The organism is Brevibacillus laterosporus LMG 15441 (genome assembly GCF_000219535.2).
Lineage (GTDB): Bacteria > Bacillota > Bacilli > Brevibacillales > Brevibacillaceae > Brevibacillus_B > Brevibacillus_B halotolerans.
In genome coordinates this window covers 3397695-3421072 of the sequence record NZ_CP007806.1, presented here as the reverse complement: position 1 = coordinate 3421072, position 23378 = coordinate 3397695, and the positions used below count along the sequence as shown (strand labels likewise).

Annotated in this window: 19 protein-coding genes and 4 pseudogenes; 17 read left to right on the top strand and 6 right to left on the bottom strand. The window is 37.6% G+C overall.

Going from position 1 to position 23378, the window contains the following annotated elements; genetic code table 11:
- The first annotated feature begins 112 nt into the window (after positions 1-112).
- The 9 genes and pseudogenes from BRLA_RS14715 (at position 113) to BRLA_RS14685 (ending at position 11294) form a co-directional block, all read left to right on the top strand.
- Positions 113-373 (top strand): hypothetical protein, encoded by a 261-nt coding sequence (locus BRLA_RS14715; protein WP_003335756.1) that lies wholly within the window; start codon positions 113-115, stop codon positions 371-373.
- A 17-nt stretch (positions 374-390) separates the two neighbouring features.
- The gene (locus BRLA_RS22865) at positions 391-801 is read left to right on the top strand and encodes an ATP-binding cassette domain-containing protein (protein WP_003335757.1); all 411 of its coding nucleotides are present in this window, start codon (positions 391-393) and stop codon (positions 799-801) included.
- A complete protein-coding gene (locus tag BRLA_RS22860; RefSeq protein WP_003335758.1) occupies positions 758-1057 on the top strand; it encodes a hypothetical protein in 300 nt (99 codons plus the stop codon). Before BRLA_RS22865 ends, BRLA_RS22860 begins: the two co-directional genes overlap by 44 nt.
- A 535-nt stretch (positions 1058-1592) precedes the next feature.
- Positions 1593-8606 carry a non-ribosomal peptide synthetase gene (locus BRLA_RS14705; RefSeq protein ID WP_003335759.1) on the top strand — a complete coding sequence of 2338 codons (7014 nt, stop codon included), beginning with the start codon at positions 1593-1595 and terminating at the stop codon, positions 8604-8606.
- Positions 8607-8610: 4 nt separating this feature from the next.
- Positions 8611-8774 (top strand): annotated as a pseudogene (locus tag BRLA_RS23810) (YdhK family protein); the annotation flags it as partial.
- Between the two features lie 66 nt (positions 8775-8840).
- Positions 8841-9121, top strand: a pseudogene (locus tag BRLA_RS14700) (terminase TerL endonuclease subunit); the annotation flags it as partial.
- Between the two features lie 560 nt (positions 9122-9681).
- Positions 9682-10062, top strand: coding sequence for a VOC family protein (locus tag BRLA_RS14695; RefSeq protein ID WP_003335761.1), 381 nt, complete (start codon positions 9682-9684; stop codon positions 10060-10062).
- Positions 10063-10282: 220 nt separating this feature from the next.
- A complete protein-coding gene (locus tag BRLA_RS24020) occupies positions 10283-10435 on the top strand; it encodes a hypothetical protein (RefSeq protein WP_154071885.1) in 153 nt (50 codons plus the stop codon).
- A gap of 238 nt (positions 10436-10673) precedes the next feature.
- Positions 10674-11294 (top strand): glycoside hydrolase family 73 protein, encoded by a 621-nt coding sequence (locus tag BRLA_RS14685; protein ID WP_003335764.1) that lies wholly within the window; start codon positions 10674-10676, stop codon positions 11292-11294.
- Between the two features lie 1137 nt (positions 11295-12431).
- Here BRLA_RS14685 and BRLA_RS14675 read toward each other — a convergent pair.
- The 3 genes from BRLA_RS14675 to BRLA_RS14665 all read right to left on the bottom strand — a co-directional run bounded on the left by BRLA_RS14675 (position 12432) and on the right by BRLA_RS14665 (position 15548).
- Positions 12432-13310 carry an IS3 family transposase gene (locus tag BRLA_RS14675; protein WP_003335352.1) on the bottom strand — a complete coding sequence of 293 codons (879 nt, stop codon included), beginning with the start codon at positions 13308-13310 and terminating at the stop codon, positions 12432-12434.
- Positions 13307-13615, bottom strand: a complete 309-nt coding sequence (locus tag BRLA_RS14670) for a transposase (protein WP_003335353.1) — start codon at positions 13613-13615, stop codon at positions 13307-13309. The genes BRLA_RS14675 and BRLA_RS14670 overlap by 4 nt, the downstream gene beginning before the upstream one ends.
- Before the next feature lie 523 nt (positions 13616-14138).
- Positions 14139-15548, bottom strand: a complete 1410-nt coding sequence (locus tag BRLA_RS14665) for an aminotransferase-like domain-containing protein (RefSeq protein ID WP_003335766.1) — start codon at positions 15546-15548, stop codon at positions 14139-14141.
- A gap of 109 nt (positions 15549-15657) precedes the next feature.
- Between BRLA_RS14665 and BRLA_RS14660 the strand changes: the two genes are divergently transcribed.
- Together BRLA_RS14660 and BRLA_RS25325 are read left to right on the top strand one after the other, a co-directional pair.
- Complete coding sequence (locus BRLA_RS14660; protein ID WP_003335767.1) at positions 15658-16446, top strand: PhzF family phenazine biosynthesis protein; 789 nt, start codon at positions 15658-15660, stop codon at positions 16444-16446.
- Between the two features lie 174 nt (positions 16447-16620).
- Positions 16621-16811 (top strand): annotated as a pseudogene (locus tag BRLA_RS25325) (hypothetical protein).
- Between the two features lie 275 nt (positions 16812-17086).
- Here BRLA_RS25325 and BRLA_RS14655 read toward each other — a convergent pair.
- The 3 genes and pseudogenes from BRLA_RS14655 to BRLA_RS14650 form a co-directional block, all read right to left on the bottom strand.
- On the bottom strand, positions 17087-17716 hold the full coding sequence (locus BRLA_RS14655) for a DUF3885 domain-containing protein (RefSeq protein WP_041752249.1): 630 nt from the start codon (positions 17714-17716) through the stop codon (positions 17087-17089).
- Between the two features lie 32 nt (positions 17717-17748).
- Positions 17749-17937, bottom strand: a pseudogene (locus BRLA_RS23355) (zinc ribbon domain-containing protein); the annotation flags it as partial.
- A 628-nt stretch (positions 17938-18565) separates the two neighbouring features.
- Positions 18566-19069, bottom strand: a complete 504-nt coding sequence (locus BRLA_RS14650) for a DinB family protein (RefSeq protein WP_003335770.1) — start codon at positions 19067-19069, stop codon at positions 18566-18568.
- A 258-nt stretch (positions 19070-19327) separates the two neighbouring features.
- On the opposite strand from BRLA_RS14650, the gene BRLA_RS14645 reads away from it, so the two are divergent.
- From BRLA_RS14645 to BRLA_RS14620, 6 genes are all read left to right on the top strand, one after another.
- Positions 19328-19603 (top strand): hypothetical protein, encoded by a 276-nt coding sequence (locus tag BRLA_RS14645; RefSeq protein ID WP_003335771.1) that lies wholly within the window; start codon positions 19328-19330, stop codon positions 19601-19603.
- Between the two features lie 138 nt (positions 19604-19741).
- Complete coding sequence (locus BRLA_RS14640) at positions 19742-20092, top strand: hypothetical protein (protein ID WP_003335772.1); 351 nt, start codon at positions 19742-19744, stop codon at positions 20090-20092.
- Positions 20093-20306: 214 nt separating this feature from the next.
- On the top strand, positions 20307-20663 hold the full coding sequence (locus BRLA_RS14635; protein WP_003335773.1) for a hypothetical protein: 357 nt from the start codon (positions 20307-20309) through the stop codon (positions 20661-20663).
- A gap of 565 nt (positions 20664-21228) precedes the next feature.
- Entirely contained in the window at positions 21229-21618 is a 390-nt protein-coding gene (locus tag BRLA_RS14625; RefSeq protein WP_041752246.1) for a hypothetical protein, read from the top strand.
- A gap of 666 nt (positions 21619-22284) precedes the next feature.
- Positions 22285-22452, top strand: coding sequence for a site-specific DNA-methyltransferase (locus BRLA_RS23350; RefSeq protein WP_081870819.1), 168 nt, complete (start codon positions 22285-22287; stop codon positions 22450-22452).
- 27 nt (positions 22453-22479) lie between these two features.
- Positions 22480-23142 (top strand): hypothetical protein, encoded by a 663-nt coding sequence (locus tag BRLA_RS14620; RefSeq protein WP_003344322.1) that lies wholly within the window; start codon positions 22480-22482, stop codon positions 23140-23142.
- Positions 23143-23378: the final 236 nt, after the last annotated feature.

Genomic DNA, 23378 nt, shown 5'->3' with positions numbered 1-23378 from the left:
CCAGATGCCCAACCTTAACAAGAGTAACTTATTGTCCTTTACATCAAAAGAAACAAGTCCAGCAGTATGCTCGAGAACGCGGATCATCTACGCAACGTGGCCACGATGCTAAGTGGAGAAAAGCAAGAATAGGATTTTTAAGAAAGCACATCCACTCTGCAAACATTGCTTTGATAAAGGCTTACTCACTGGTGCTACAGTAGTTGACCAAATCGTTCCACATAGGGAGATAAGACGTTGTTTTGGGATCGGAACAACTGGTAGCCATATTGTGAGCAATGTCATAATCGGAAGAATGCTAGAGAAGATAGAGGCTCTTGGAGATGATCTATTTGTTAGAAGAAATAAAGTATTAGACGAAGTGCCTCATTAAGCTAAACGGAGATTAGTTTGGAAATATTAGCCGCTGTAGTGGAAACAAGTGGTTCTGGGAAAAGTACGTTATTAAAAGCGCTACTAGGGTTTTATCCCCCTGCGGAAGGCGATATAAATTTCTTTGCTAAAAATGCAAAAACTCACACTCTCACGCAGGTGAGAGAATTGATAGCATACGTTCCACAAGATCCGCATTTATTTGAAGGAACGATTGAAGAGAATATTAGATTTGGGAGGCCTGATGCAGAGGAGGAGGAACTTATTGAAGCAGCCAAAGCTGCGTATGCTCACGAATTTATTCTGGGGTTGCCTGATGGATACAAAACCTTCATTGGAGGGGATAAGGTACGTTTATCAGGAGGACAACGGCAAAGAATAGCCATTGAAACGTGCTTTATTATCAAAAGCTCCTATCGTTTTATTTGATGAGCCTACGTCTGCTCTAGATTCACATTCCGAATCATGTGTTCGTGACGCGATCCGCTCATTAAAGGATCAACGTACCGTCGTGATCGTAACTCATCAAATGCAAACTACAGAGATAGCAAATGTCATTTTCGTGATGGAGCAGGGCTCTATCGTGGATCATGGGACACCTGATGAGATGAAAGTAAAAGAGGGACCTTACCTGCGTTTATTTGTAGGGGAAACCACTTCTGACAAAGCAATCTCTATTCATTAGTATAGTACGGTCAATAGCATCTTTGACTTTTTCAGCATGAAATTTACAGAAATATATAAAAAAGTTCACAAAATTTACAAACACTTCAATGGAAGAATAATGCTAATATGTTATGGTGAGTCGCAAATGTTTATTTTTTCATAAAATATATTTTTGTGGAATATGTGATTTAGCTTTTACAGTGAGGTCAAAAGTTTTTTGCTGCAACAATATGTCACTCCCATCGAAAAGGAGGCCAAGTATGATCGCATACAACCGCTTCAATTATCCTTGAGTAAAAGAGGTGATGGTAAAATATTTGATAGATTCATATACAAAAAATCTTTTCTCACATCATGATGATTCCTCTGCATAAAGTACCGTCTTTCTTCAAGCGACTCCCTACATCTCCAGACATAACTCTCATAAATCTTAGATTAACGTCATCTATCCTAACATACAGTCAAACCTTACAACATGCCGATAGCATCTACATAGTAAGCAATCATAGTATTTTTTTATATAAACTATAATTTCTAACAAGAGGTGCAGCAATATGAATAAGGATTTGCTTCAATTATTTTCGTTGACTCATCCTCAACAAAGGATTTGGTACTCCGAATTACTTTATCCAAATACGGGGGTATCGTCGATTTCATTGACAGTTAAAATGAAAGGTAATATAAGTCTAGGTGCCTTGCAACAAGCTCTAAATATGATTATTTTCCGGCACGATGCCTTTCGGATTAAATTGACAGCTCAAAATGGCTATCCTCAGCAATATGTGGAGGAATATAGCGAAAAATCGTTCGAATGTTTCAATTTTTCAGGTGTTGATGGAGAAGCTCAGGCATTAAAGTGGCTGGACCAGCACAATCGTACACCATTTGAACTTCTACATTCAGAATTGTATCAATTTATCATTTGCAAGATTAGTGACCAAGAATATTGGTACAATGTCAAAATTCATCATATTGTCTGCGACGGAATCTCTGCAAGAATGTTCATCAATCAAGTGAACGAATACTATTCTCAGATTGCAAATGATGAGCTTCCAGAAATAACAAAGAATCATACTTATTTCGACTTCATACAAACGGAGCAGGACTATGAAAAATCGGATCGCTATCAAAAGGATAAATCGTATTGGGTAGATAAATTTAGCACCTTACCCGAAGTGATAGGGTTTAAATCATATAATCCTCTTACCTTGAGTACTGCTGGAAAAAGAAAAAATATTATCTTAGAAGAGCGTCTGTATTATAACCTGTATGAGTTTTGCAAACAAACAAACAGTAGTATGTTAACAGTCTTTATGACTGCGTTGTACATCTACTTGCATAAAAAGACAACACAGAACGATGTTTCAATAGGTACATTCTATGCGAACAGAATAACCAAAAAGGAAAAAGAAATGCTAGGAATGTTCGTTAGTACAGTGCCAACACGGGTATTCGTTGATCCTGAGATGGATTTGCTTTCATTATTGAAAGTTGTATCAAAAGAGCAGGTTTCGATCCTACGTCATCAAAGATTTCCGTACAATCAAATGATGGAAGATTTACGAGAAGCACATCAGCATAAGGACCTTCAACGTCTCTTTGGTGTTTCTGTACAGTACCGTGCTATGAATTATTCGCAGTATGAAAATGTTGAAATTGAAGTTGATGAGAATTTTTGTGGAGACGTCATTAATGATTTTGAAATGAATGTGATTGAATTAGATAATCAAAAAATTCTGTTTCAACTAAATTATCGAGCACAGTTGTTTACAGAAATGGAGATGGAACAACTAATTCAACAGTTCTTTACCATTATTGAAACAATCATTCATCATCCTACATCAAAAATAGCGGACATATCCCTGCTTCGAGAAGAAGAGAAAAATATGATTATATCTGAATTTAATAATACGGTAATGGAATATCCACGCGAAAAGCTGATTCATCAGCTATTTGAAGAACAAGTAGCACGTATACCAGATCAGATAGCTGTCATTTGCGAGGGGGAACAACTTTCTTACCGGGAACTGAATGAAAGAGCGAATCAGTTAGCGCGAAAGCTACGTGCTGAAGGAGTAGTAGCTGATCAATTAGTTGGAATCATGGCAGAACGTTCATTAGAGATGATGATTGGAATTTTTGGGATTTTAAAAGCTGGCGGTGCCTATATGCCGATCGACCCGGAATTTCCAGAGGAAAGAATCCGCTACATGCTAGAAGATTCAAAAGCAAAACTACTCTTGGGTCAGAACCATTTGTTGGAGCGAGTGACTTTTGCTGGGAAGATAGTAGATATAAATGACGCTCAAAGCTATCACCAAGATGGTTCGAATTTGGAAGCGATAAATGGTCCGAATCACTTAGCCTATGTTATTTATACATCAGGATCTACAGGGAAGCCTAAAGGAGTTATGATCGAACATCATTCAGTTATAAATCGACTGATGTGGATGCATGCAAAATACCCTATCTCATCCGCTGACACCATTATGCAAAAAACAGCGATTACGTTTGACGTATCAGTATGGGAGCTATTCTGGTGGTCGATGGTGGGCTCCAAAATGTGCCTTTTACCTGTAGGAGGAGAAAAGAACCCTGAGCAAATCTTAGAGACAATAGCCGAACATCGCATTACAACAATGCATTTTGTTCCTGCGATGCTGCACGCTTTTCTGGATTATGTTGAACAACAGCCAAGTAAGTTGGTAGAGGAAAAACTACAGTCTTTACGGCAGGTTTTTGCAAGTGGTGAAGCATTGCCACCACAGCATGTTGATAGATTCCGTCAAGCAGTTTCCTCCGTGTGTGAAGCTAGATTAATCAATTTATACGGACCAACGGAAGCTACTGTAGATGTTACGTATTTTGATTGTGATACAGATGAGGAACTAGCTGCAATTCCGATTGGTAAACCTATATATAATACTCAACTATACATCGTCCAGGCTAATTCTGAGAACCTTCAACCAATTGGGATAGCAGGTGAGTTATGCATTGCTGGTGTTGGTCTAGCAAGAGGGTACTTGAATCGACCGGAGCTTACGGAAGAGAAATTTGTGAAAAATCCGTTTGTCGCGGGAGAACGAATGTATAGAACAGGGGACTTAGCAAGGTGGTTACCAGATGGAAATATTGAATATTTGGGCCGAATTGATGATCAAGTAAAAATCCGTGGAGTTAGGATCGAACTTGGTGAGATTGAGTCACAAATGCGTAAGCTTGATGGTCTAAGAGAAGTAGTCGTTGTAGCGAAGCAAGATCAAGCGAAGGAAAAATTCCTCTGCGCATATATGGTTACGGATAGAGAGGTAAGTACAGCAGAAATACGTGCCCATTTAACAACTCAGCTACCGATCGCGATGATTCCTTCTACGTTTATTTCACTTGAGGCGATGCCATTAACTGCAAATGGAAAAATTGACAAGCGATCGTTACCAGATCCAGACAATTCTTTGCTTAACACAGAATATGTGGCTCCTCGAACCCAATTGGAAGTACAACTTGCTACTGTCTGGCAACAAGTTTTAGGTATTGATCGAGTTGGATGTAAGGACGATTTCTTCGCATTAGGTGGTCATTCCTTACGTGCTATGATGGTTATATCTCAAATGCATAAAGAGTATCAAATGGATATTCCTTTACGTGTCCTATTTGAAAAACCAACGATCGAAGAAATAGCCCAATACTTGGAGAGCGAGCGCATGAAGCAGATTATTTCTATCCGACCTGCTACAAAGCAAGATTACTATCCGGTTTCAGCAGCACAACGAAGAATGTTTATTCTTAACCAGTTTGATGGGATAGATATCAGCTATAACATGCCTTCTATCATGCTACTGGAAGGAAAGCTTGATCTGGTAAAACTAGAAACCGCTTTTAAAGGTTTAATCAACCGTCATGAGAGCTTGCGTACATCCTTTGAGTTAGTAAATGGTTCTCCCGTACAGAAAATCCATTCAGTAGTTGATTTTGAAGTCGATTATCAGGTAACTGTTGAAGAAGAGCTGGAAGAAATCATTGATGAGTTTATCAAACCATTCCAGTTAAATATGGCACCATTGCTTCGCGTCAAGCTTGTTCAAACCCGATTGGATCGTTATTTGTTACTAGTAGATACGCATCACATTATTTCTGATGGAGTATCATCTGGGATCATCATCAGCGAATTGGTGGAATTGTATCAAGGGAATACGTTACCAGAGCTTACGATTCAATATAAGGATTTTTCTGAATGGCAACATGAACAGTCTCAGACGGATTTGTATAAAAAACAGGAAGAACACTGGGTTCAAACATTTGCAGATGAAATTCCTGTGTTAAATCTACCGACAGATTTTCCGAGACCAAATACACAAAGCTTTGACGGAGATGTAATCACAAGAGGAACTGGCAAAGAGCTTATGGAAGGCTTGTACAAGATAGCTGCAGACACAGGAACTACACTTTATATGGTCTTGTTAGCCGCATATAATGTACTTCTTTCCAAATATTCTGGTCAAGAAGATCTGATTGTGGGTACACCGGTTACAGGTCGATCGCATGTTGATTTACAGAGCACTGTTGGGATGTTTGTCAATACATTGGCCATGCGAAATAAACCAGCTAGATCAAAATCATTTAGAGAGTTTTTAATAGAAGTAAAACGAAATGCATTACAAGCTTATGAGAATCAGGATTATCCATTTGAAGAGCTAGTGGAGAAACTGGAGCTACAAAGCGATGTAAGCAGAAATCCAATGTTTGATACCATGTTTACTCTCCAAAACAGAGGAGAAGATTCTATTGAATTAGATGAGCTACGGTTTATTGCCTATGAAAGGGAAAATAAATGGAAACACTCTAAATTCGATATCACCTTTATCGCCACAGAAGAAAGAGATCAAATCATGATTGGTGTGGAATACTGCACCAAATTGTACCGTCAGGAAACAATAGAACGCTTGACGACAAATTTCCTTCAGATTATAAAAGCGATCGTAGATAATCCTGAAGTGAAGCTAGCTACTATCGAAATACTGACGAATGCAGAAAAAAATCAGCTTTTACAAGAGTTTAATAACACAGAAAGAAACTATCAGCAGGATACAACGATTCATCAGCTTTTTGAAGAACAGGTAAGAAAAACACCAGATCAGGTAGCACTTATCTGGAACAAGAAGGAGTTGACTTATCAAGAGCTAAATGAAAGAGCCAACCAATTAGCTCGTACGTTACGTAATAAAGGAATCGTTCCCAATCAACTAGTAGCTATTATGGTAGATCGTTCCGTAGAAATGATTGTTGGTATCATGGGTATCTTGAAAGCTGGAGCAGCCTATGTCCCTATTGATCCAGCTTATCCTACTGAACGTATTGAATATGTCTTAGAAGATAGCGGTGCTGTTCTTTTACTGACCCAGTCGCATTTGTTCAATGGATTAGCAGTTAATATGGTGAGGCTAGATTTAGATGAGGAGCAAAATTATGTAGTTGATGGAACCAATCTCACAGTTGTGAACCAACCAACTGACTTGGCATATGTAATCTATACTTCAGGTACAACTGGTAAACCAAAAGGTGTCATGATTGAACATCATTCCATCGTGAACTGCCTGCAATGGAGAAGAGACGAGTATGCATTTAATCCAAAGGATAAAGCTCTGCAGATTTTCTCATTTGCTTTTGATGGATTTGTAGCTAGTTTGTTTGCTCCTATGCTTGGAGGAGCCACTTCGATCTTGCCAAGGGAAGAAGAGGCAAAAGATCCATTTGCACTACGGAAATTGATCGCCTCTGAATCAATCACTCATTACTATGGTGTTCCAAGTCTGTTTAATGCAATTGTGGATAGCGCTACAGCAGAGGATTTACACCAATTACGTTGTGTCACTCTTGGAGGAGAAAAATTATCACCACAAATTGTCCAAAAGATTAAACAAAAAAATCCTGCTATTGAGATTAACAATGAGTATGGACCTACGGAGAATAGTGTAGTTACGACGATCCAAAGAGCAATTGAAGTAGATCAAGCGATTACAATTGGTCGACCGCTAGCCAATGTAACTGTCTATATTGTTAATAATGAGCATCATTTACAGCCTATAGGAGTAGTAGGGGAGTTATGCATAGCAGGTCGTGGACTGGGTAGAGGTTATTTAAATCGACCAGAATTAACAGAAGAGAAGTTCGTTGCTAATCCATTTGTACCTGGGGAGCGCATGTATAAAACGGGTGATTTGGCCAAGTGGCGTCCAGATGGCACGATAGAATATGTTGGTCGGGTAGATGAACAAGTCAAAGTACGAGGTTTCCGAATTGAGATAGGAGAGATCGAATCTACCATTCTTCAGTATCATGGTGTTGGGGAGGTAGTGGTTACTGCTCAAGAGGATCAACATGCACAGCAATATTTATGTGCTTACTTTGTAGCTGAAAAGGAAGTTGTACTGGCTGATCTGAGAAAATTTGTTTCCAAGGAACTCCCAGCCTACATGGTTCCTACTTACTTCGTACAGCTTTTAGAACTACCTACTACTGCTAACGGAAAAGTAGATAAGAGAGCATTGCCAAAGCCTGAGAACGTCGGCGTTGCAGCAAAAGAATATATTGCTCCTAGAAACATGGTAGAGGAACAATTGGCTGCTATTTGGCAAGAAGTATTAGAGGTGGAAAAAATTAGCATCACCGATCATTTCTTTGAAATCGGGGGACATTCCTTAAAAGCGATGCTACTCATATCAAAGGTGTATGAGTACATGCAGGAAGAGTTGCCTCTACATTTTGTATTCCAGCATCCAACGATTGAAAAAATGGCAGAGTTTATTTTGCATAAGCAGTACGAGCAAAACGCGGGTCACCCGATTCTACTAAATAAAGAAACAAATCGACCTGTATTTAGCTTTACACCGATTGCAGCCCACAGTACCTTCTATCAAAAGCTTGCTGAAGAAGTCCACGACATTTCTTTATATAGCTTTGACTTCATAGAAGAAGACAATCGCATTGAGCAGTACGTCAATGCAATTACTCAGATCGATTCTGAGGGGCCGTATACTTTGATGGGGTATTCCTCTGGCGGTAACTTAGCTTTTGAAGTAGCTAAAGTATTGGAAAACCAAGGAAGACAGGTGTCCAGCATTATTTTATTTGACTCCTATTGGAAGGATAAAACAATTGAACAAACGGCTACTGAAGCAAGAAAAGAAATTGGAGCCTATTTTAAAAAAATAGCAGAAAATAACGAGCTGTTTAATATGACAAAAGAGGATCTAGAGCAGTTCATAACTAACGATTTTATCAAACAAAGTTTTTTTCAAAACATGTTCAGTTATCTGATGTTCCATAATCAATTGGTAAATAGAGGGAATATAAAGGCCGCTATTCATCTCATCCAAGCAGAATGCGAGCAAGGAAACGTAACAGCCTATGAGGCTGAAAAATGGAATGAGGAAGTGTGGGCACGGGCATCTGAACGATTTATAAACTATCGTGGCTATGGAGATCATCCGAGGATGCTTAGCGGAGAACAAGTTACTAAAAATGGCTCCATACTCAAAGAGATTCTCGAAGCGAGTTTTGCTCTGAAGTAAATAAGTTACCTTAGAGGCAGGCCACATGCCAGGTATGAAAGGAGCAACTGCTAAATTTGATTCAGCTGAACATACTACGTGTATATGGTTGATTACACTCCGACAACTGGTGGAGAACCAGTGAAAAATCATAAATGGGTAACAAAGAGTGAACTTTCAACTAAATAAAAGTTTGAACAATAGGGTTAGAAAATAAAGAAGCAATTCTTGATGGATTGCTTCTTTTATTTGTCCTATATTAAGGCGTATATTCAGCACATGGAGCGCGAAGAGGAATAGAAAATCAAAGAAATTTGTTACGATCCATACAATGCAACTCAATTCGCTGCTGATATGGAAGCAGAAGGCTATACCATGATTAAAATTAGGCAAGGGGTGTGTACTCTATCAGAGCCGACTAAGAATTTTAGAGAAATGGTCTTAGAAAAGAAGGTTCTAATGACAAGAAACCTGTCCTGGAATGGTCACTTGGAAACGCAGTTACCAAGATGGATGCCCAAGAAAATATTGGTCTTTTCTTTTGCAAGGGGGCGATCTGGTTTTTGACAAAGGAGAACTTGCAATGGGGTTGACAAGGGATATCTTCAAGCTGGGTGGAACGATTTTGAAGTTAAGGCAGGCTCAGCATGATAGAGAGTGGTAGTAGTACGCATAAAGTGACAGCATATTTACAAGCTGATACGGAGTTTTACGATACAGTACGAGTCTGGGATCAATACAACCACGCTAGTTTAGTGATAGACAATACCTTAAAACATATAAAGCTCCAATAGCTACTCTATTATCACCTGTAGGTAGTAGGGACAAACCAGAAGGCGCCAGTTTAGCACCTATCCTAAAATGGGATTACTATGATCCTCAAGGTTTTAATCAATACTCTTTTGAGATAAGTATTGCCGTAACAGATTCGAACAATTTTTACAATTACAATCAGCAGATAATGCTGTGGCTTTTAAAAAAATTGATTTGAAATAAAGATGGAGTAAAATGATATGATTTTGATGCCAAAGTATAATGAAATGCTCAAAAGTAAAAAATCAATATTAACTGAACTAATAGAAAGGAAGAGAAGAAAATGATTAATAAAGTCGGTCAAATTATGATATATGTAAATAACCAAGATGAGGCATTGCAATTTTGGACAGAAAAAGTAGGGTTTAGCGTAGTTTCTGAAGAAGATAATGGTCAAGGGTTAAGGTGGATTGAAATTGCTCCAACAAATGAGGCAGGAACGAGTATCATTCTCCACAATAAGGAACTAATTGCTAAAATGCAGCCTGAATTAAATCTTAATACACCTTCGCTGATGTTTTTCTCGGAAGATCTCGATAAGTTATATAAAGACTTTTCAGATAAAAAAATTACAGTCGGGGAAATTGTAAGTATGCCTTCTGGTAGAGTGTTTAACTTTGCTGATAATGAAAAAAATTACTTTGCAGTCATGGAAAAAAAGTAAATCATAAAATTATAGAAGAAAACATCAAAAGTTGTTTGGATGTGAGTGAACAATATACACCGTCTGTTATCAATCAAGCTTTTTTATAAAAATCGAGCCATCATTTATAAGTGAGGAATCCATTTTGATCAATCTTTTTTCAAAATGGATTCTTTTATTTTGGTGTAAAATGCAGGTTTACGCGCATATTTTGATCAAACTGTTTGGGTTGATAATAAATGTGCAACTGTTTATTAAGTTAGCCAAACTCATGGAGCATTACGAGCGAATGGTAATTCAATTAGAACGTAATACCACTACATTGCAACGGATCGAGCGCAGTCCAAATGGCTTAGAAAATGAATTACAAGAACTTAAAGAAAAGGTGGGCTAATGATGATAGAAATTGGTTTATGGCGTCAGGAGCATGGTTGAAAACACGGAGCTGGTCCCCAAAATGATTACATTCCTTTAGCTATTGTTGTGATGGCAATAGCCTATAATGCAATAAACGCTTTATTGTTCGAGGGAGATTTACTCGAAGCTGGCAAGAAAGCTTTTATTGAGGCAACGGCTGCCATTGGGATTCATTCAGGAGTTAAAAATTCGTTTCAGAAGGGAGATGTGGAGCTATGAAACCACAGGATTTTATAGATAAGATAGCACCTAGTGCTGTAGCTGACATGAAGAAAACGAAGATACCTGCATCCCTTACAATTGCTCAGGCGATCCTGGAATCAGCTTGGGGAGAAAGTGGACTAACTAAGCGAGGGAATAACTTATTCGGTATCAAAGGAACAGGCCCAGCAGGTGTTTGCGCTATGCCTACAAAGGAGAATTACAACGGTCAATGGACAACTATCACGGCTAATTTCAGAGCTTACAACAACTGGGATGAGTCTATTGCAGATCATTCAAAGCTAATTCTAAACGGCACAAGAGACAAGCCCACACGCTATCATGGCGTGCTAGGTGCTGATTATAAGACTGCTTGCCATGCTATCCACAAAGGCGGTTATGCCACTGATCCGGGTTATCCAGGTAAGCTTATCGGATTGATTGAAAAGTATAGTTTAGCTAAATATGACAAGGAGGAATTAACAGTGAAACCAGAAGTAGCGAACGAAATTATTAGTCATTTACAAGGACAATGGGCTTTTTACAATCAAATGGGGATGAAGGATAAAGCTGTGAGGATTGGGCAATTGGCTGATGAGTTGAGAGTTGCTAGTGGACAAATAAGAAAAAATTAATAAAAACAAGTTTAAAGAGCGTGTTAGTTACGTTTTGGCACAAGTAATAATATTTTTAAAAAAACCCCTAAGATATAGGGGCTTTTGAAACCTTCAATTAATCACTTATCAGCCCACAAAAGCTTTATTCCATAATCTATTGTATATGAAATCCATAAACAAATTACCATTTTGGTTTGATAGTGTTTTTAATCGTAAACTAATCCCATGAAATTTCTAAGCTGCCGTCTGGACCTTTTACTGAAGCAGTAACATTAATTGTTAGGACAGCCACACTACCATAAAAGTCTCGATCTAAACTATAAGTCCAAGACTTTTTAGTGCTTTTAGTCCAACCACTAGAATATGTCTCGTCAACAGTTTTACCAACAATTGTGCCACTAGTACCCACGGCACCGTATCCTATAATTCGAACGTCTGTGTTATAGTCAGTTGGTTCTCCGCTACTTACTTTAGTAGTGATATCCCCATCAATAGTATTATGCCAAATACCTAATGCTGTATAGAGCTTACCTTTTATCGAAGCATCGAAAAAATCGTTGAACGGATAAAGACGGTAAAAGTTTTTTCAAGATGATTTCTTCCTAGATAAAATAAATATTTACAAAAAATATAATATATATAAAAATAATACTTGTAAATAAAAGGAGTAAATTTCGCAAAATAATAATGATTTTAATTTAAAGCTTTACTTTTCGTTGATGGTGGTAATAAAGTTATTAAATGGATAACAAGGAGTGAAGTATCAATGTGGTCTGTTGGATATGCAGGGGTTATAATTCTTATCCTAGCTATTGTAGGGATTATTTTACTTATCAAAAATCTGAATAAGAAAAAATAGCCTAAGCTGACTCACTAAGTAACAGGATGCAAAGCTGTAGTAGTAATGAAACTAGAAAGATTGAGTCCAAATATAGCTATGTAATAAGCGTCCGAACTCCAAAATTCGGGCGTTTATTTCCTGTTTACAGTGATTAGCGTTTTTTCGATACTGAAGGTATGATCTAGCGAATTTTAATGGACAATGGCTGGATGAGCTGAGGATTGCTAGTGGATAGGAACCGCAGAATAAATAACTACAAAACCCTCCTTAATGATCTTACCCCTGTCAAGTAGACAACTTTAAACAAGCCCCATCTAGGCAGCCTGAGTTCGGTATTCTATCGGACTCAGGTTTTTTAATCGAGATTGAAACCGTTGCTGATTATAGAAATTAATGTAACCGTGGAGAGCTTCTTCCACTTCTTTATCTGTTTGAAACGAATGAAGATACAAACACTCTGTTTTTAAATGCCCAAAGAATCCCTCAATACAGGCGTTATCTAAACAGTTACCTTTTCTAGACATACTTGCTACGATTTTATATTTCTGAAGGAACTGGTTATACTGCTTTGAGGTGTACTGATATCCTTGATCACTGTGTAGGAGGACTCCGTTTACATCCCGCTTTTTAAGCGCTAATTTTACGGTATCCATTACAAGCTGTAAATCATTACGTTTGCTTGTTTTGTAGGCAACAACTTCGTTGTTATACATGTCGTATATGACCGACAGATAAAGACGGCGACCATTAAATAGTATGTAGGTAATATCTGTAGCCCATTTCTCATTTGGCCGTGAGGCGTAAAAATTTCGATTCAGCTTGTTTTCGGAGATAACAACCTTCTCTTTGCGCCCAAAGAATTTTCGTTTTTTACGGATTAGCGCTTGTATCCCAAGTTCCTTCATGATGCGATACACACGTTTATGATTGACTTTTAGTCCGTACCTTCTAAATAACCACACTTTTATTCGGGGATACCCGTAAATGCCTTTGACCTCTTGATAACACTCCATGATCATTCCTCTTAATTTTTCATTTACCAATTGTTTTGAGGTGGGGTGTTTCTCATGAGAAAGCCACTTGTAAAAACCACTACGAGATACTTTCGTAATTTTACACAATAAAGTAATAGAATACTTTTTAGACAATTCTTTAATAAGCTCGAAAAAACAGCGTTTATCTTTCGGTTTCACCTCTTTTCTAGACCTAGCCACTTTTTTAAGAATTCGTTCTCTGCACGTAATCGAACTATCTCTTCCTCCGTACTCTCTGGCCTTGTTCGTGGTCTTCCTCTAAGAGGATTTTTTGTTCTCCCGCGTTTTTCATCTAGTCCCTGTATACCTTCCTTTCTATAATGATCAACCCATCTTCTTAAAATAGAAGGGTCACTAATGCCGAGATCCCTTGTAAGTGTTTTGTACCCTTGTTCACCGCTCAAATAAAGCTGTACGGCTTTTAGCTTAAAATTCTTTGAATATGTTTTTCTAATTTTCCCCATAAAAAATTCCCCTCCTAGTTAATACAGTAAGGGGTCTTGCTTCTTACTGTCTACTAAAAGGGGATAATATCATAATCGGGAGGTTTTTTATTCTTTTTCTTGACAATCATCTCTGTAACCATTTTGCTTATTTTGGTGAAATTTTGTAACCTAAGTATTAGTTATTTAAACAACTTACCAATCACTTTAAATATATCAAACGTAGTCCTGTTATTAGCTTTATTATAAGCATACTTCTTAGGATTTCTAAGCCACCCCCAGCCTCTCGGAATTTTCAGCCCAACTCCGAAGTACTAGCTCTCTTATTAGGCTTTGTCCTAGCTACTACACGCTTTATGAAACTTGGTTTACGCATTCCAAACTTCATAGCAACCACCTTTTTTTCTTCAATAAAGGTACATGCTCTCAGCTCTATAAGCAACATTCGACATAACAAATTTTTATTTTCGCAAAAAAATCGTATGTCACGGATATTCTGAACATACGATTTTCTGCCAACCACTCCAAAGAATTTTCTCAAATTCTACTTGGTAATTTGTCCTGTTTCTTCATCGGTATTTAGTAAGAAATTCTTAAGTATGCAAAGTCCTTTCTCCAATTCATCAGCATCCTTGGTAGATGTCAACGAGATACGAATAAACTGATCAGATTCATCTTTTTTGACCAAAAAACGATGGGAATGATACACATGAATACCATGTGCCAAAGCGTTCTGTTCAAACTGTTTCAGTTGATACCTTTGGCGCAACGGAAGCCAACGAAAGAAACTCAAAGGGTTTTCGTTAGAATTTTTTTGAAAATATTGTTGATAGAGAATATTACGTTCTTTGGCAATTTCTCTCTTTTGAGTAATAATCTTCTCTGCACAACCAGTATTGATCAACTCTGTTATAACTTCTGCATTTAATGCGGAGGTCTTTATATTGATATTGAAAATTCCGTGAGTGATTTTTTCAGCAAACTGATTGGCGTAGGCTAAAAATCCAACTCGTATGCCTGAGCTTAGTGATTTAGAGATACTTAAACTATAAACAAAGCGTTCCGGTACAAAGTGTGAAATAGGTAGGTAACCTTGTGGAGCAAGGAAAGAAAATATGTCATCTTCCATTAGTATAAGGTTGTGTTTCTTTATGACCTTTGCTATATCTCTTCTTCGATTCATATCCATAGTGACAGCAGTCGGATTATTACAGGAAGGAATTAAATAGATTCCCTGCAAATGATTTGTTCTGCATACGGTATCTAACCGTTCTGGTATCATCCCAAAGATATCTCCTTCTACTGGAACTAAATGAATATTAAGCATATTTGCCAATTCTATAAAATTAGGGTAGGTATACGTATCTACCGCAATTTTATCCCCGGGATTAAACAGGGACATTAAAATCAGCGTAAGGGAATTTTGTCCTCCAGAAGTTATCGCAATATTTTCAACAGATACATCCATGTTAAAGCGCTCCATCCACTTTTTGGCTGCCATTCTATGATAAGGCATGCCTAACGGATGTCTGTAATCCAATAATTTTTCCAAATAATTTTTAGTGACGATGCTTTTAATTGTTTCTGCTACGAATGCATTTGAGCAATCAAGTGGTTCTATAATCCCCATCTCTATTACATTCCTTTTCTCTTCACTATCTGCTTTAAAAATAGCATTTCCCACATTAGGAGCGACAAAGGTTCCACTTCCGGTAACAGCGTAAATTAATCCTTTAACTTCACATATTTTAAAAGCTCTGGTTACCGTACTAAGATTAATATCAAGATAATCTGCTAGTTCTCTTTGAGGAGGAAGTTTGGTATTAGGTGTGAGATAGCCATTGAGAATATCATATTCTAATAAACTTGCAATGGATCGGTATATGGGAGAAACAAGCTGCTTCTTATCTGGTTTCCATGTCATTGGGTAATTTTCAAATGAATTTACAGGCATATTAAACCTCCTGATAATTGTCTTGCATACAATTCTATCATTGAAAGCATACAATTGCGATGATAAAGTAATTTGTAAGTTTTAGATAAAAACAAGGAGGTTATTACTAATGAAATATTACGTGGTAGACGCGTTTGCTGAAAAATTGTTTGAAGGAAATCCTGCGGGTGTCTGTATCATGAAGGAATGGCTACCAGATAACACTATGCAGAAGATCGCTACTGAAAACAACCTTTCTGAAACAGCATTTGCTGTCAAAGAGGGAGATATAGACAATTATCGTTTAAGATGGTTTACACCAGGAGGGGAAATTGATCTTTGTGGACATGCTACTCTAGCGACTGCGTATGTAATCACTAACTATTATGAAAAAGAACTAGAAAAAATCAGATTTCAAACAATGAGCGGAGAACTGGTTGTTTTGAAAAATTGCAATCTTTATGAATTGGATTTTCCAAGTATTAAAGTTGAGGAATATATGCTGACAGAACAGATGGTAGAAGCACTTGGTGTAAAGCCTATTGAAACATATATAGGGAGAGATTTGGTGTTTGTACTCGAAAATGAAGAAGCGGTGCTTAATTTATCCCCTGATTTTGCCAAATTAGCAAAATTTCCAGAAGGACTTGCAGTTTTTGTGACTGCAAAAGGAAAAGCGGTTGATTTTGTATCCAGAGCTTTTTGGCCAAAGTTACAGGTAAACGAAGATCCAGTTTGTGGCTCAGCGCATTGTAGTTTAACTCCTTTTTGGGCAAAACGACTAGGAAAAAACGAAATGATTGCTAGACAGCTTTCTAAACGTGGTGGAACACTATACTGTAAATTTATCGGGGAAAGAGTAAAAATTAGTGGTTTTGCTGTTTTATATTCTATCGCTGACCTTCAGATAAATTGTTAAGGATTGAGAAAGTATTATGGAAATAGAACGAAAAATTAAATAATTAGGTATTACACTTGCCTCTCAGTTGTTGTATTACGTGTTTGGTATCTTAGGTCAGCATGCTCGTACAGCTGTTGGTGTCAATCAGCTTCCGATGGATATTACAGTCGAAATTGACTTGTAACGAAATTCATCTTTCCAGAGCTAGCCGAGTTTTGTTTACAGGATATCTTACTTCACGTCAGTATGACTACGCATTAACAATTATCCGGTGGAAAGAAACGAAAGAGGGCAGAGGTTTATAAAATCAGCCTAGGGATGGACAGATAAATTTGATTCAACGTTTAAACAGATTCAAGTGAAAGAATGATGAGGATTTTTGATGGATACCTGTTGAGAATGTGGTAAATATAGAAACGTAAGCAGTGCACCTGTGGGGCAGGGATACAGCAAACACCCCACCATTGATAATCTGGCGGGGTGTTGCATTTGGCATCAATGCCTAGCGCTTGGCGTTTGTTTTCGCAACCTTCTGCTTTAGATTTAATTTCAAAACGGGCAAAGGAATCGGTCCAAAAAACTCGCGAAAAAATCTCCACCCTTTCCCCTTCGTTTCGATTTTCGTACTTTCATAAAAAGCGCCCGTTAAATTGAAAAATTAAGACTTCGATTGGGTTTCCCATTCTTTGAAGTAATTCATTAGTTCTTGATGATATGCTCTATTTGTATTCATGATTTCGCAACCTCTATCGTCATAAAGATGGAAAATACAATTTGTATTGATGTTTACTAAGAATACATCAGGCTCATAAAAGCTACCTTTTTTTCTTAAACGAGGCTGTAATTCATAAAAATCTTTATGTATCAATGTTTTTAATAACCACTCTAATTTTAAGTCAGATACTTTACATAACAATTCCATCTGCTGCACAAATTCATTCTCTTCATCATCCTGCCAATAATATTCATGAAGACGTAATGAATATTTTAGTTTTTGATTTTTTACATAACGTTTAAAAAAGTTTGGATATGCTGTTTTTTTTGTTTCATTCGGATATGAATTCACAACAACAATGACATCATCCTTTTGTTGAAATAGCAAGGAAGTAATTTCGGAAACTTGCTCATACACCCTATAAAACCTATCCATATTAAGTTGACCATTGCGATCTAATTGATATATATGATCGCCTAATTCAACATGGATTCCTAGTCCCCAAAGATGATAAAAATCAGGCATTAACTTTAAATTATGATAATGCTCTTCCATAAATTTTTTTAATTCCATATATACCACCTTACTTATTGATTTCTAATTGATTAGGCTATCCCCGTAGTTCCTACGGTTAGAAGTCGTATCGCTTTATTTTTTAGGTTTAAACCTGCATAAAGCTCTCTGGCGTGATGTGTACCACAAGATGGGCAATTCCAATCACGAAGGTTGAGATTCTTAACGTCTTTGTTTTGGTAGCCATAGCAGGAGCATAATTGAGAACTTGCAAAAGTTTTTACTAATTCTTTTTTCAATTGAGTCAACCCGACAGAGCACGTATTGTATGTAATGCTTTCTCTCCAAAATCCTTTCTTACTAACAAGACTCTTCCTTTAAAAATCAATTCTAACTTATCGATTTCTCCAAATTCTGTCAAGAAAAAAATCCGTGTGATCTTACAATCTGAGTTATTGTTTGATGAGATTTCAGATGCATATGTAACAACACAAATTCTTTTTCAAAACATTTATGGTTCGGTAAAGCAAAGACTTCGGTTCATTAAATTAATTATCATATAGGGGTAGCATCAGGAAATTGCCATTATCTTAACTTTTATGTGACAATCACTGTTAAATCAATGGCTCACATTGTTTAAATGTATTCAAAGTAGTTTTAAGCTTGTTTTGTTCGCTAATAATAAAGTATTAGACTGACCTCAAAAACAAACATAGCGACAATCCATGGACCATAAAAATAAAGTCCTAGACTGCAACTGTTTTATTAAGCTGACGTTTACCGTTAGTTTAATAAAAGTCAGCAAACAAAAAGAATCAATTTTGAAAAAAGATTGAACAAAATTGATTCTACAATATCGGATGGAAATGTAATACAAGAAGTTTGATCATTAGGATGGGTTTTGTTGAACTACATTTGTGGTGCTTCCATACCAAATTTTGCCCATTCCTCTTTTGAAGGACCATAAATTCCTGGAACAGTTAATCCTGCCTGTCGCATAAGAACGGTCATTTGTCCTCGATGGTGGCTTTGATGTTGAATCAAAAACATTAATAGTGAACCATTTGGCATCTGTTGGCCTATAAATTCGATAGATTCTTGTAGTGTATGGTCAGTCCATTCTTTTTTTAATGCCTGTACAAAAGCATTACTAGCTTGATGATAACTGTCTGCTATAAACTGAGCCGTAGTAGGAACGGGATAATCTTCGGCTGGGGCATCAAACGTTAAGTTTGTATTTGAAGTAATAATGCGAATGGCAGCAACGGTATGCCAAGCAATACGTCCTAAAGTCCAACTTTGTGAAGTTATTTCCTGTTTAAGTGATTCATCAGTTAGATTACGCAGTAGTTTCTGTGTAGCAGCAGCTTCGAACTCCCAAGATTTTAAAAAATGGTCTAAGGTTTGGAACATAAAAAAATCCCCCTAAAAATGTTTGTTTAATTTTTCTATTTTTAATGACGTTACAAGATAGATTTGAATTTTTAACAGATTAATTGAAATATTCTATAAAATATACACTAAATCCTTCTTACGCTAATCTCTCCTGCCCGTTAGCGTATTACCCCATCGTCAGGCTTCTGAAGTTCGGTAGGAAACTACCACAGCGCGACGGACTTCGGAAGCCGAAAGGTGGGCAAAACCAACTATATGTTAAAGGGGTGCTGTGATATGGGTGAGGAGCAAGTGAATTGTTTACAATGGTTTGAGTTTCAAAGTGAATTAGATGTGGTAGAACGATTGAAAAGCGTAGAGGAGATAAGACGTTTAGCGAAGGCACTACTATATTGTTGTATACCGTTTGAACGAACTTACAAGCGAGTAACGGGATTAGTCGAATCAGATTTGAGCTTGTCTTTAACTAAGGAAGTGCGGGATGAAGTAGCAAGGCGTCCTGTAGGCAAGGAACCCATTTATATTCGTTCGCCACAGGCTACTGCAAGCTAATCTTTGATCATTATGGGATAGGGCAAGCAGAGACTATAGAGGTACTGGGCCAGCACATATTTTGATTAATCAGGACAGGTAGTATTTAGCTTTATCAGATGGTCCTGTGATTGAAAAGAAGGAGTGAGGCAAAATGAAATGAACAATGTTCTGATTGGAGATGGTGAACGGGGGAAACGGGGCGATCCACTTAATGCTACTGATCTTTGCAAAATAGGTGGCTATTCAAAATTACAAGGATACTGTCTAATCCAATCGCTCTTAGACAAGAGAGCATTGGGCTTTTTAGCGTTGTCCAGCGAGGAGAAAGTGTATGTGGTCAACCCTGACTACTACACAAACGGCAGAGAGGTGTTGCCTGAGATTCACCGGTATTTTGAAAATGGAGATAACAAAAAAACGGATACTCCCCCGATAGATCAAAAATTCCTAAATCCTATGGGGGAGTATGGCGGAAGGCTGTTTTCTCTTTCCTATATACAGGAATAAATTGCTGTTTTTTTAAAAAATTCAGAAATAACTCTAGCCCATGTGGCTCTATGCGCCACCTTGTTTTTGGGGTGTTAATATTCTTAATACTAACACCAGAGAGCAAAAACACGTCATTAGACCAATAAAAACGCAACAAAATAAATGTTTGTAATAATTGGAAGGAAATACCGTATAACTCTAGAATAAGTCCCTTATGTAAAATATTTTAATAGTGTTAGGAGGATTTAAAATTTTTAAAGGTAATTCTATTTTCCTTTCAGTCATCTTGTCGCTATCGATTTTATCTTCTTCTTTAGTATTAGGTCCAGCATCAATTTCGGCAGCAGATCATGGAGGTATCCCAATCAATATTAATAAGGAGCAAAAAGGTGTTCTTCCTGCAATCTGGATAATTGCTGGGTTTTTAACAACAGGAGCCACTACTTTTACGATCTACACAGTCCACGAAAAAAATTATGATATGGCTGAACGACGCGCTCAAGATTGTAAAGATGCAGGGGGAGTTGCAGACGTAAAAAATACTTTTCCTGGTATTGGATATGATGTCAAATGCAAAATTCCACAATAATTAGTAAGAGGAAAAAAATGTTCTACCCCCTGTTGATTATAGTCTTAGTAATTGGTTGCTTTGTTTTCTTAAGCCTTCTTCATGCTAGAAACTACAGGTTTGCAGAAGTGCAATCACAGGATTGTAAAGAAGCTGGAGGCATTCCAGAAGTAAGAAATACCTGGGGTGGATTAGGATTTGTAATTACATGTAAAACAAAAGACTTAACATAGGAACTCAACACATTCATAAATCGGCGGAATGTTGTCCATAGTTTGAAATGAGAAAAAGAGAAACCAATTTGCTCCTCATATATAACAGAGGTTGGTAGAAAGATTTGCGGCATATAAAAAGCCTTACCAGTTCTGGACAAGCTCCCTATTTCTAGCACAGAATCCATTGTGCGTCCACTGTACAAGTAATAATCGGTTAACGGTAGCTAACGAAGCTCTGGCTCATGCTAGGGCTTTTTGTTTTAGAAGTAAATAGGCGACATCTGTAGCAATTAGACAAACTCCTACTCTTTTTATTTCGCATATGTTGGAATGGATAAATTTCTTCATGCCTATGATGAAGGAGAGTAGATATGTATCGATTTGCATCCAATCCAAATCAATTGAACATTGATGGAATCTACAAAACAAATGGGGGAACCACTCTAAAATTTAACACTTATATATACACAAATGTACTACCGCATCAGTATAGAGTTAATGGTTCAGTGTTGTTCAGGCATCAAGATCCTAACAAAGAAGACCCGATAATTTACATTACCGGAGAGTGGTTACAAGCCGGACCATTATTAGCATATTTACGGCGCGGCATTTGGTACTTTAGAGGTAGTCATGTTAATCCAGGCGCTGAAGCAGATTTTTATTTTGATGAGCATGAGAAAAAGGTTAAGGTTGAGGTAAGATTGTTTCGTCATCCACAAGGAGAAAAACAATATACATGGAGAGCAACAAAGATTCGATAGTGTGAGATAAAAAGGTAAACCATTCGATCCACTCAAAGTGATGTATCATGTGTACATGATCAAGCAATGAGTGGCTTTTTGATTAAGTTTTTGAGTGAAAAGTGGCGTAGCTCCCTGTTACGTACCGAACTAAAAATCGAGAAATTAAAACACAAAACAGTGGGAATCCATACATCGAGAAGACAGCCCATCCAGCTTTAGCTATGGCAACAAAAATGACCAAGGATATCGGCATTGATCTCTGCCAATATCTCATGACATCAAAAGCCCCTAAGGATAACGGCCCTACTATTATCACCTCTAAAAGGTTGATACAGAGGCTTTACAATCTGTGTTGGCCACCGAAAGCGGGTATCTGGAACTGTTAAGCGATCCTGGAGTAAAATGATCGTATCCAAATCTACTTAAAGGATAGACAGTTAGGTTTTTCATTTGTATTAGTAGCTCGTGCTCTTGCGAGATCACAAAACTTTGACGATTCTACTTGCATCATATCGTCATATGTTCTGGATGAATTTGCTTTCTTTGGTAGTTGGGACAGCGCCGTATACACGTTAGCGGTCCCTGTTCTTACAAGGGTAAAACATGGGTCTCTAACGACCATTAGCACCTCGCTAGGGAAGGTAGGAAAGTTTTACTAAATGGCTCCGAGAAGCGTACAGAGTTTTGAAGCCAGGTAGACATATTTATGTATCTATTGATTGGAGCATGTATTCGCTCTTTTATTTGTGGATGCAGCGTGTCGGATTTACGATAAAGAATTGGCTGGTTTGGAACAAAGTACACATGGGCATGGGCTGGCAATATCGCTATCACCCCCATCTTTATTTCTGAATATGTTATCCCATGGAGGTGATGTAAATGAGTAGAGACAAATCGAAAGATAAATATAAGAATGATAATTCAAAGGAAACTATCTCTAAGGAAGAGCATAAACAGGCATACGCTGATCTGAATGATTTAAATGAAGCGGCAAGCGCATTTTTTCGAATCCCTGTTTTTTTCAGCCACCAAAACCTGTTTACTCTCGGACCAGCGCAACCCCCATTATCACAGGAGCAACAATTCATCATTCGGATGTTTAAGGAAATCAAGAAGGTGCTTCTTTTTCCTAGAACGTTACCTAATACTGACCAGTACCCTAATACTACCTTAGAAAATATCCGCACCATGATCAACTCAAGTTACGGTACTATAGCGGCCCTATTGAAGCCAACAAAGCCAACAAATCAAGGTGAACCCTATTCTCCCTTCTTACAGATTGAACCTTCCATGGCATTCCAATATGGACTCCCTTTGCTCCTCGTTAAACAAGATACGGTTTCAGCAGGAGGGATTTGGGGTGATGCGGGGCCGCTCTTTCCCTTCACGCCACTGATCTGGCACTCTTCTACTGGTGTAACTGTGAATGATTTTTTTGAGAGTGTCCAGTGGAAGGAAGCATTGCATAATTGGGCAGGGCAAGTGAGAAGCGGTTACTTTATTCAAACATGCCCTGAATTTAAATATACTTGCAATGACTAAACCTTAAGCATTACAGGGGATCATAGATTGGAAGTTACATTGCCTTTCAATCGTCCCATTTAGTTTTTTCTTAAACAAAACCCCTTACACCATCCATTTTCTTTTACCATCAGAATTAGTTGTGGAGAAATATCAATTTTTTATTTTTGGAAAATACTTACCACATTAAGCTGTCGAACCGTCTAAACAAAAAACTTCCGTCATGTTGGAAGGGGTTAGACACCGAAGCATCTTAC

Coding starts and splice junctions, on each gene's coding strand:
- BRLA_RS14705 (WP_003335759.1), top strand. CDS start 1,593: ATGAATAAGGATTTGCTTCAATTATTTTCGTTGACTCATCCTCAACAA.
- BRLA_RS14655 (WP_041752249.1), bottom strand. CDS start 17,716: ATGGAATTAAAAAAATTTATGGAAGAGCATTATCATAATTTAAAGTTA.
- BRLA_RS14645 (WP_003335771.1), top strand. CDS start 19,328: ATGGGTGAGGAGCAAGTGAATTGTTTACAATGGTTTGAGTTTCAAAGT.
- BRLA_RS14685 (WP_003335764.1), top strand. CDS start 10,674: ATGAAACCACAGGATTTTATAGATAAGATAGCACCTAGTGCTGTAGCT.
- BRLA_RS14640 (WP_003335772.1), top strand. CDS start 19,742: ATGAACAATGTTCTGATTGGAGATGGTGAACGGGGGAAACGGGGCGAT.
- BRLA_RS14660 (WP_003335767.1), top strand. CDS start 15,658: ATGAAATATTACGTGGTAGACGCGTTTGCTGAAAAATTGTTTGAAGGA.
- BRLA_RS14625 (WP_041752246.1), top strand. CDS start 21,229: ATGTATCGATTTGCATCCAATCCAAATCAATTGAACATTGATGGAATC.
- BRLA_RS14620 (WP_003344322.1), top strand. CDS start 22,480: ATGAGTAGAGACAAATCGAAAGATAAATATAAGAATGATAATTCAAAG.
- BRLA_RS14650 (WP_003335770.1), bottom strand. CDS start 19,069: ATGTTCCAAACCTTAGACCATTTTTTAAAATCTTGGGAGTTCGAAGCT.
- BRLA_RS14695 (WP_003335761.1), top strand. CDS start 9,682: ATGATTAATAAAGTCGGTCAAATTATGATATATGTAAATAACCAAGAT.
- BRLA_RS14665 (WP_003335766.1), bottom strand. CDS start 15,548: ATGCCTGTAAATTCATTTGAAAATTACCCAATGACATGGAAACCAGAT.
- BRLA_RS14670 (WP_003335353.1), bottom strand. CDS start 13,615: ATGGGGAAAATTAGAAAAACATATTCAAAGAATTTTAAGCTAAAAGCC.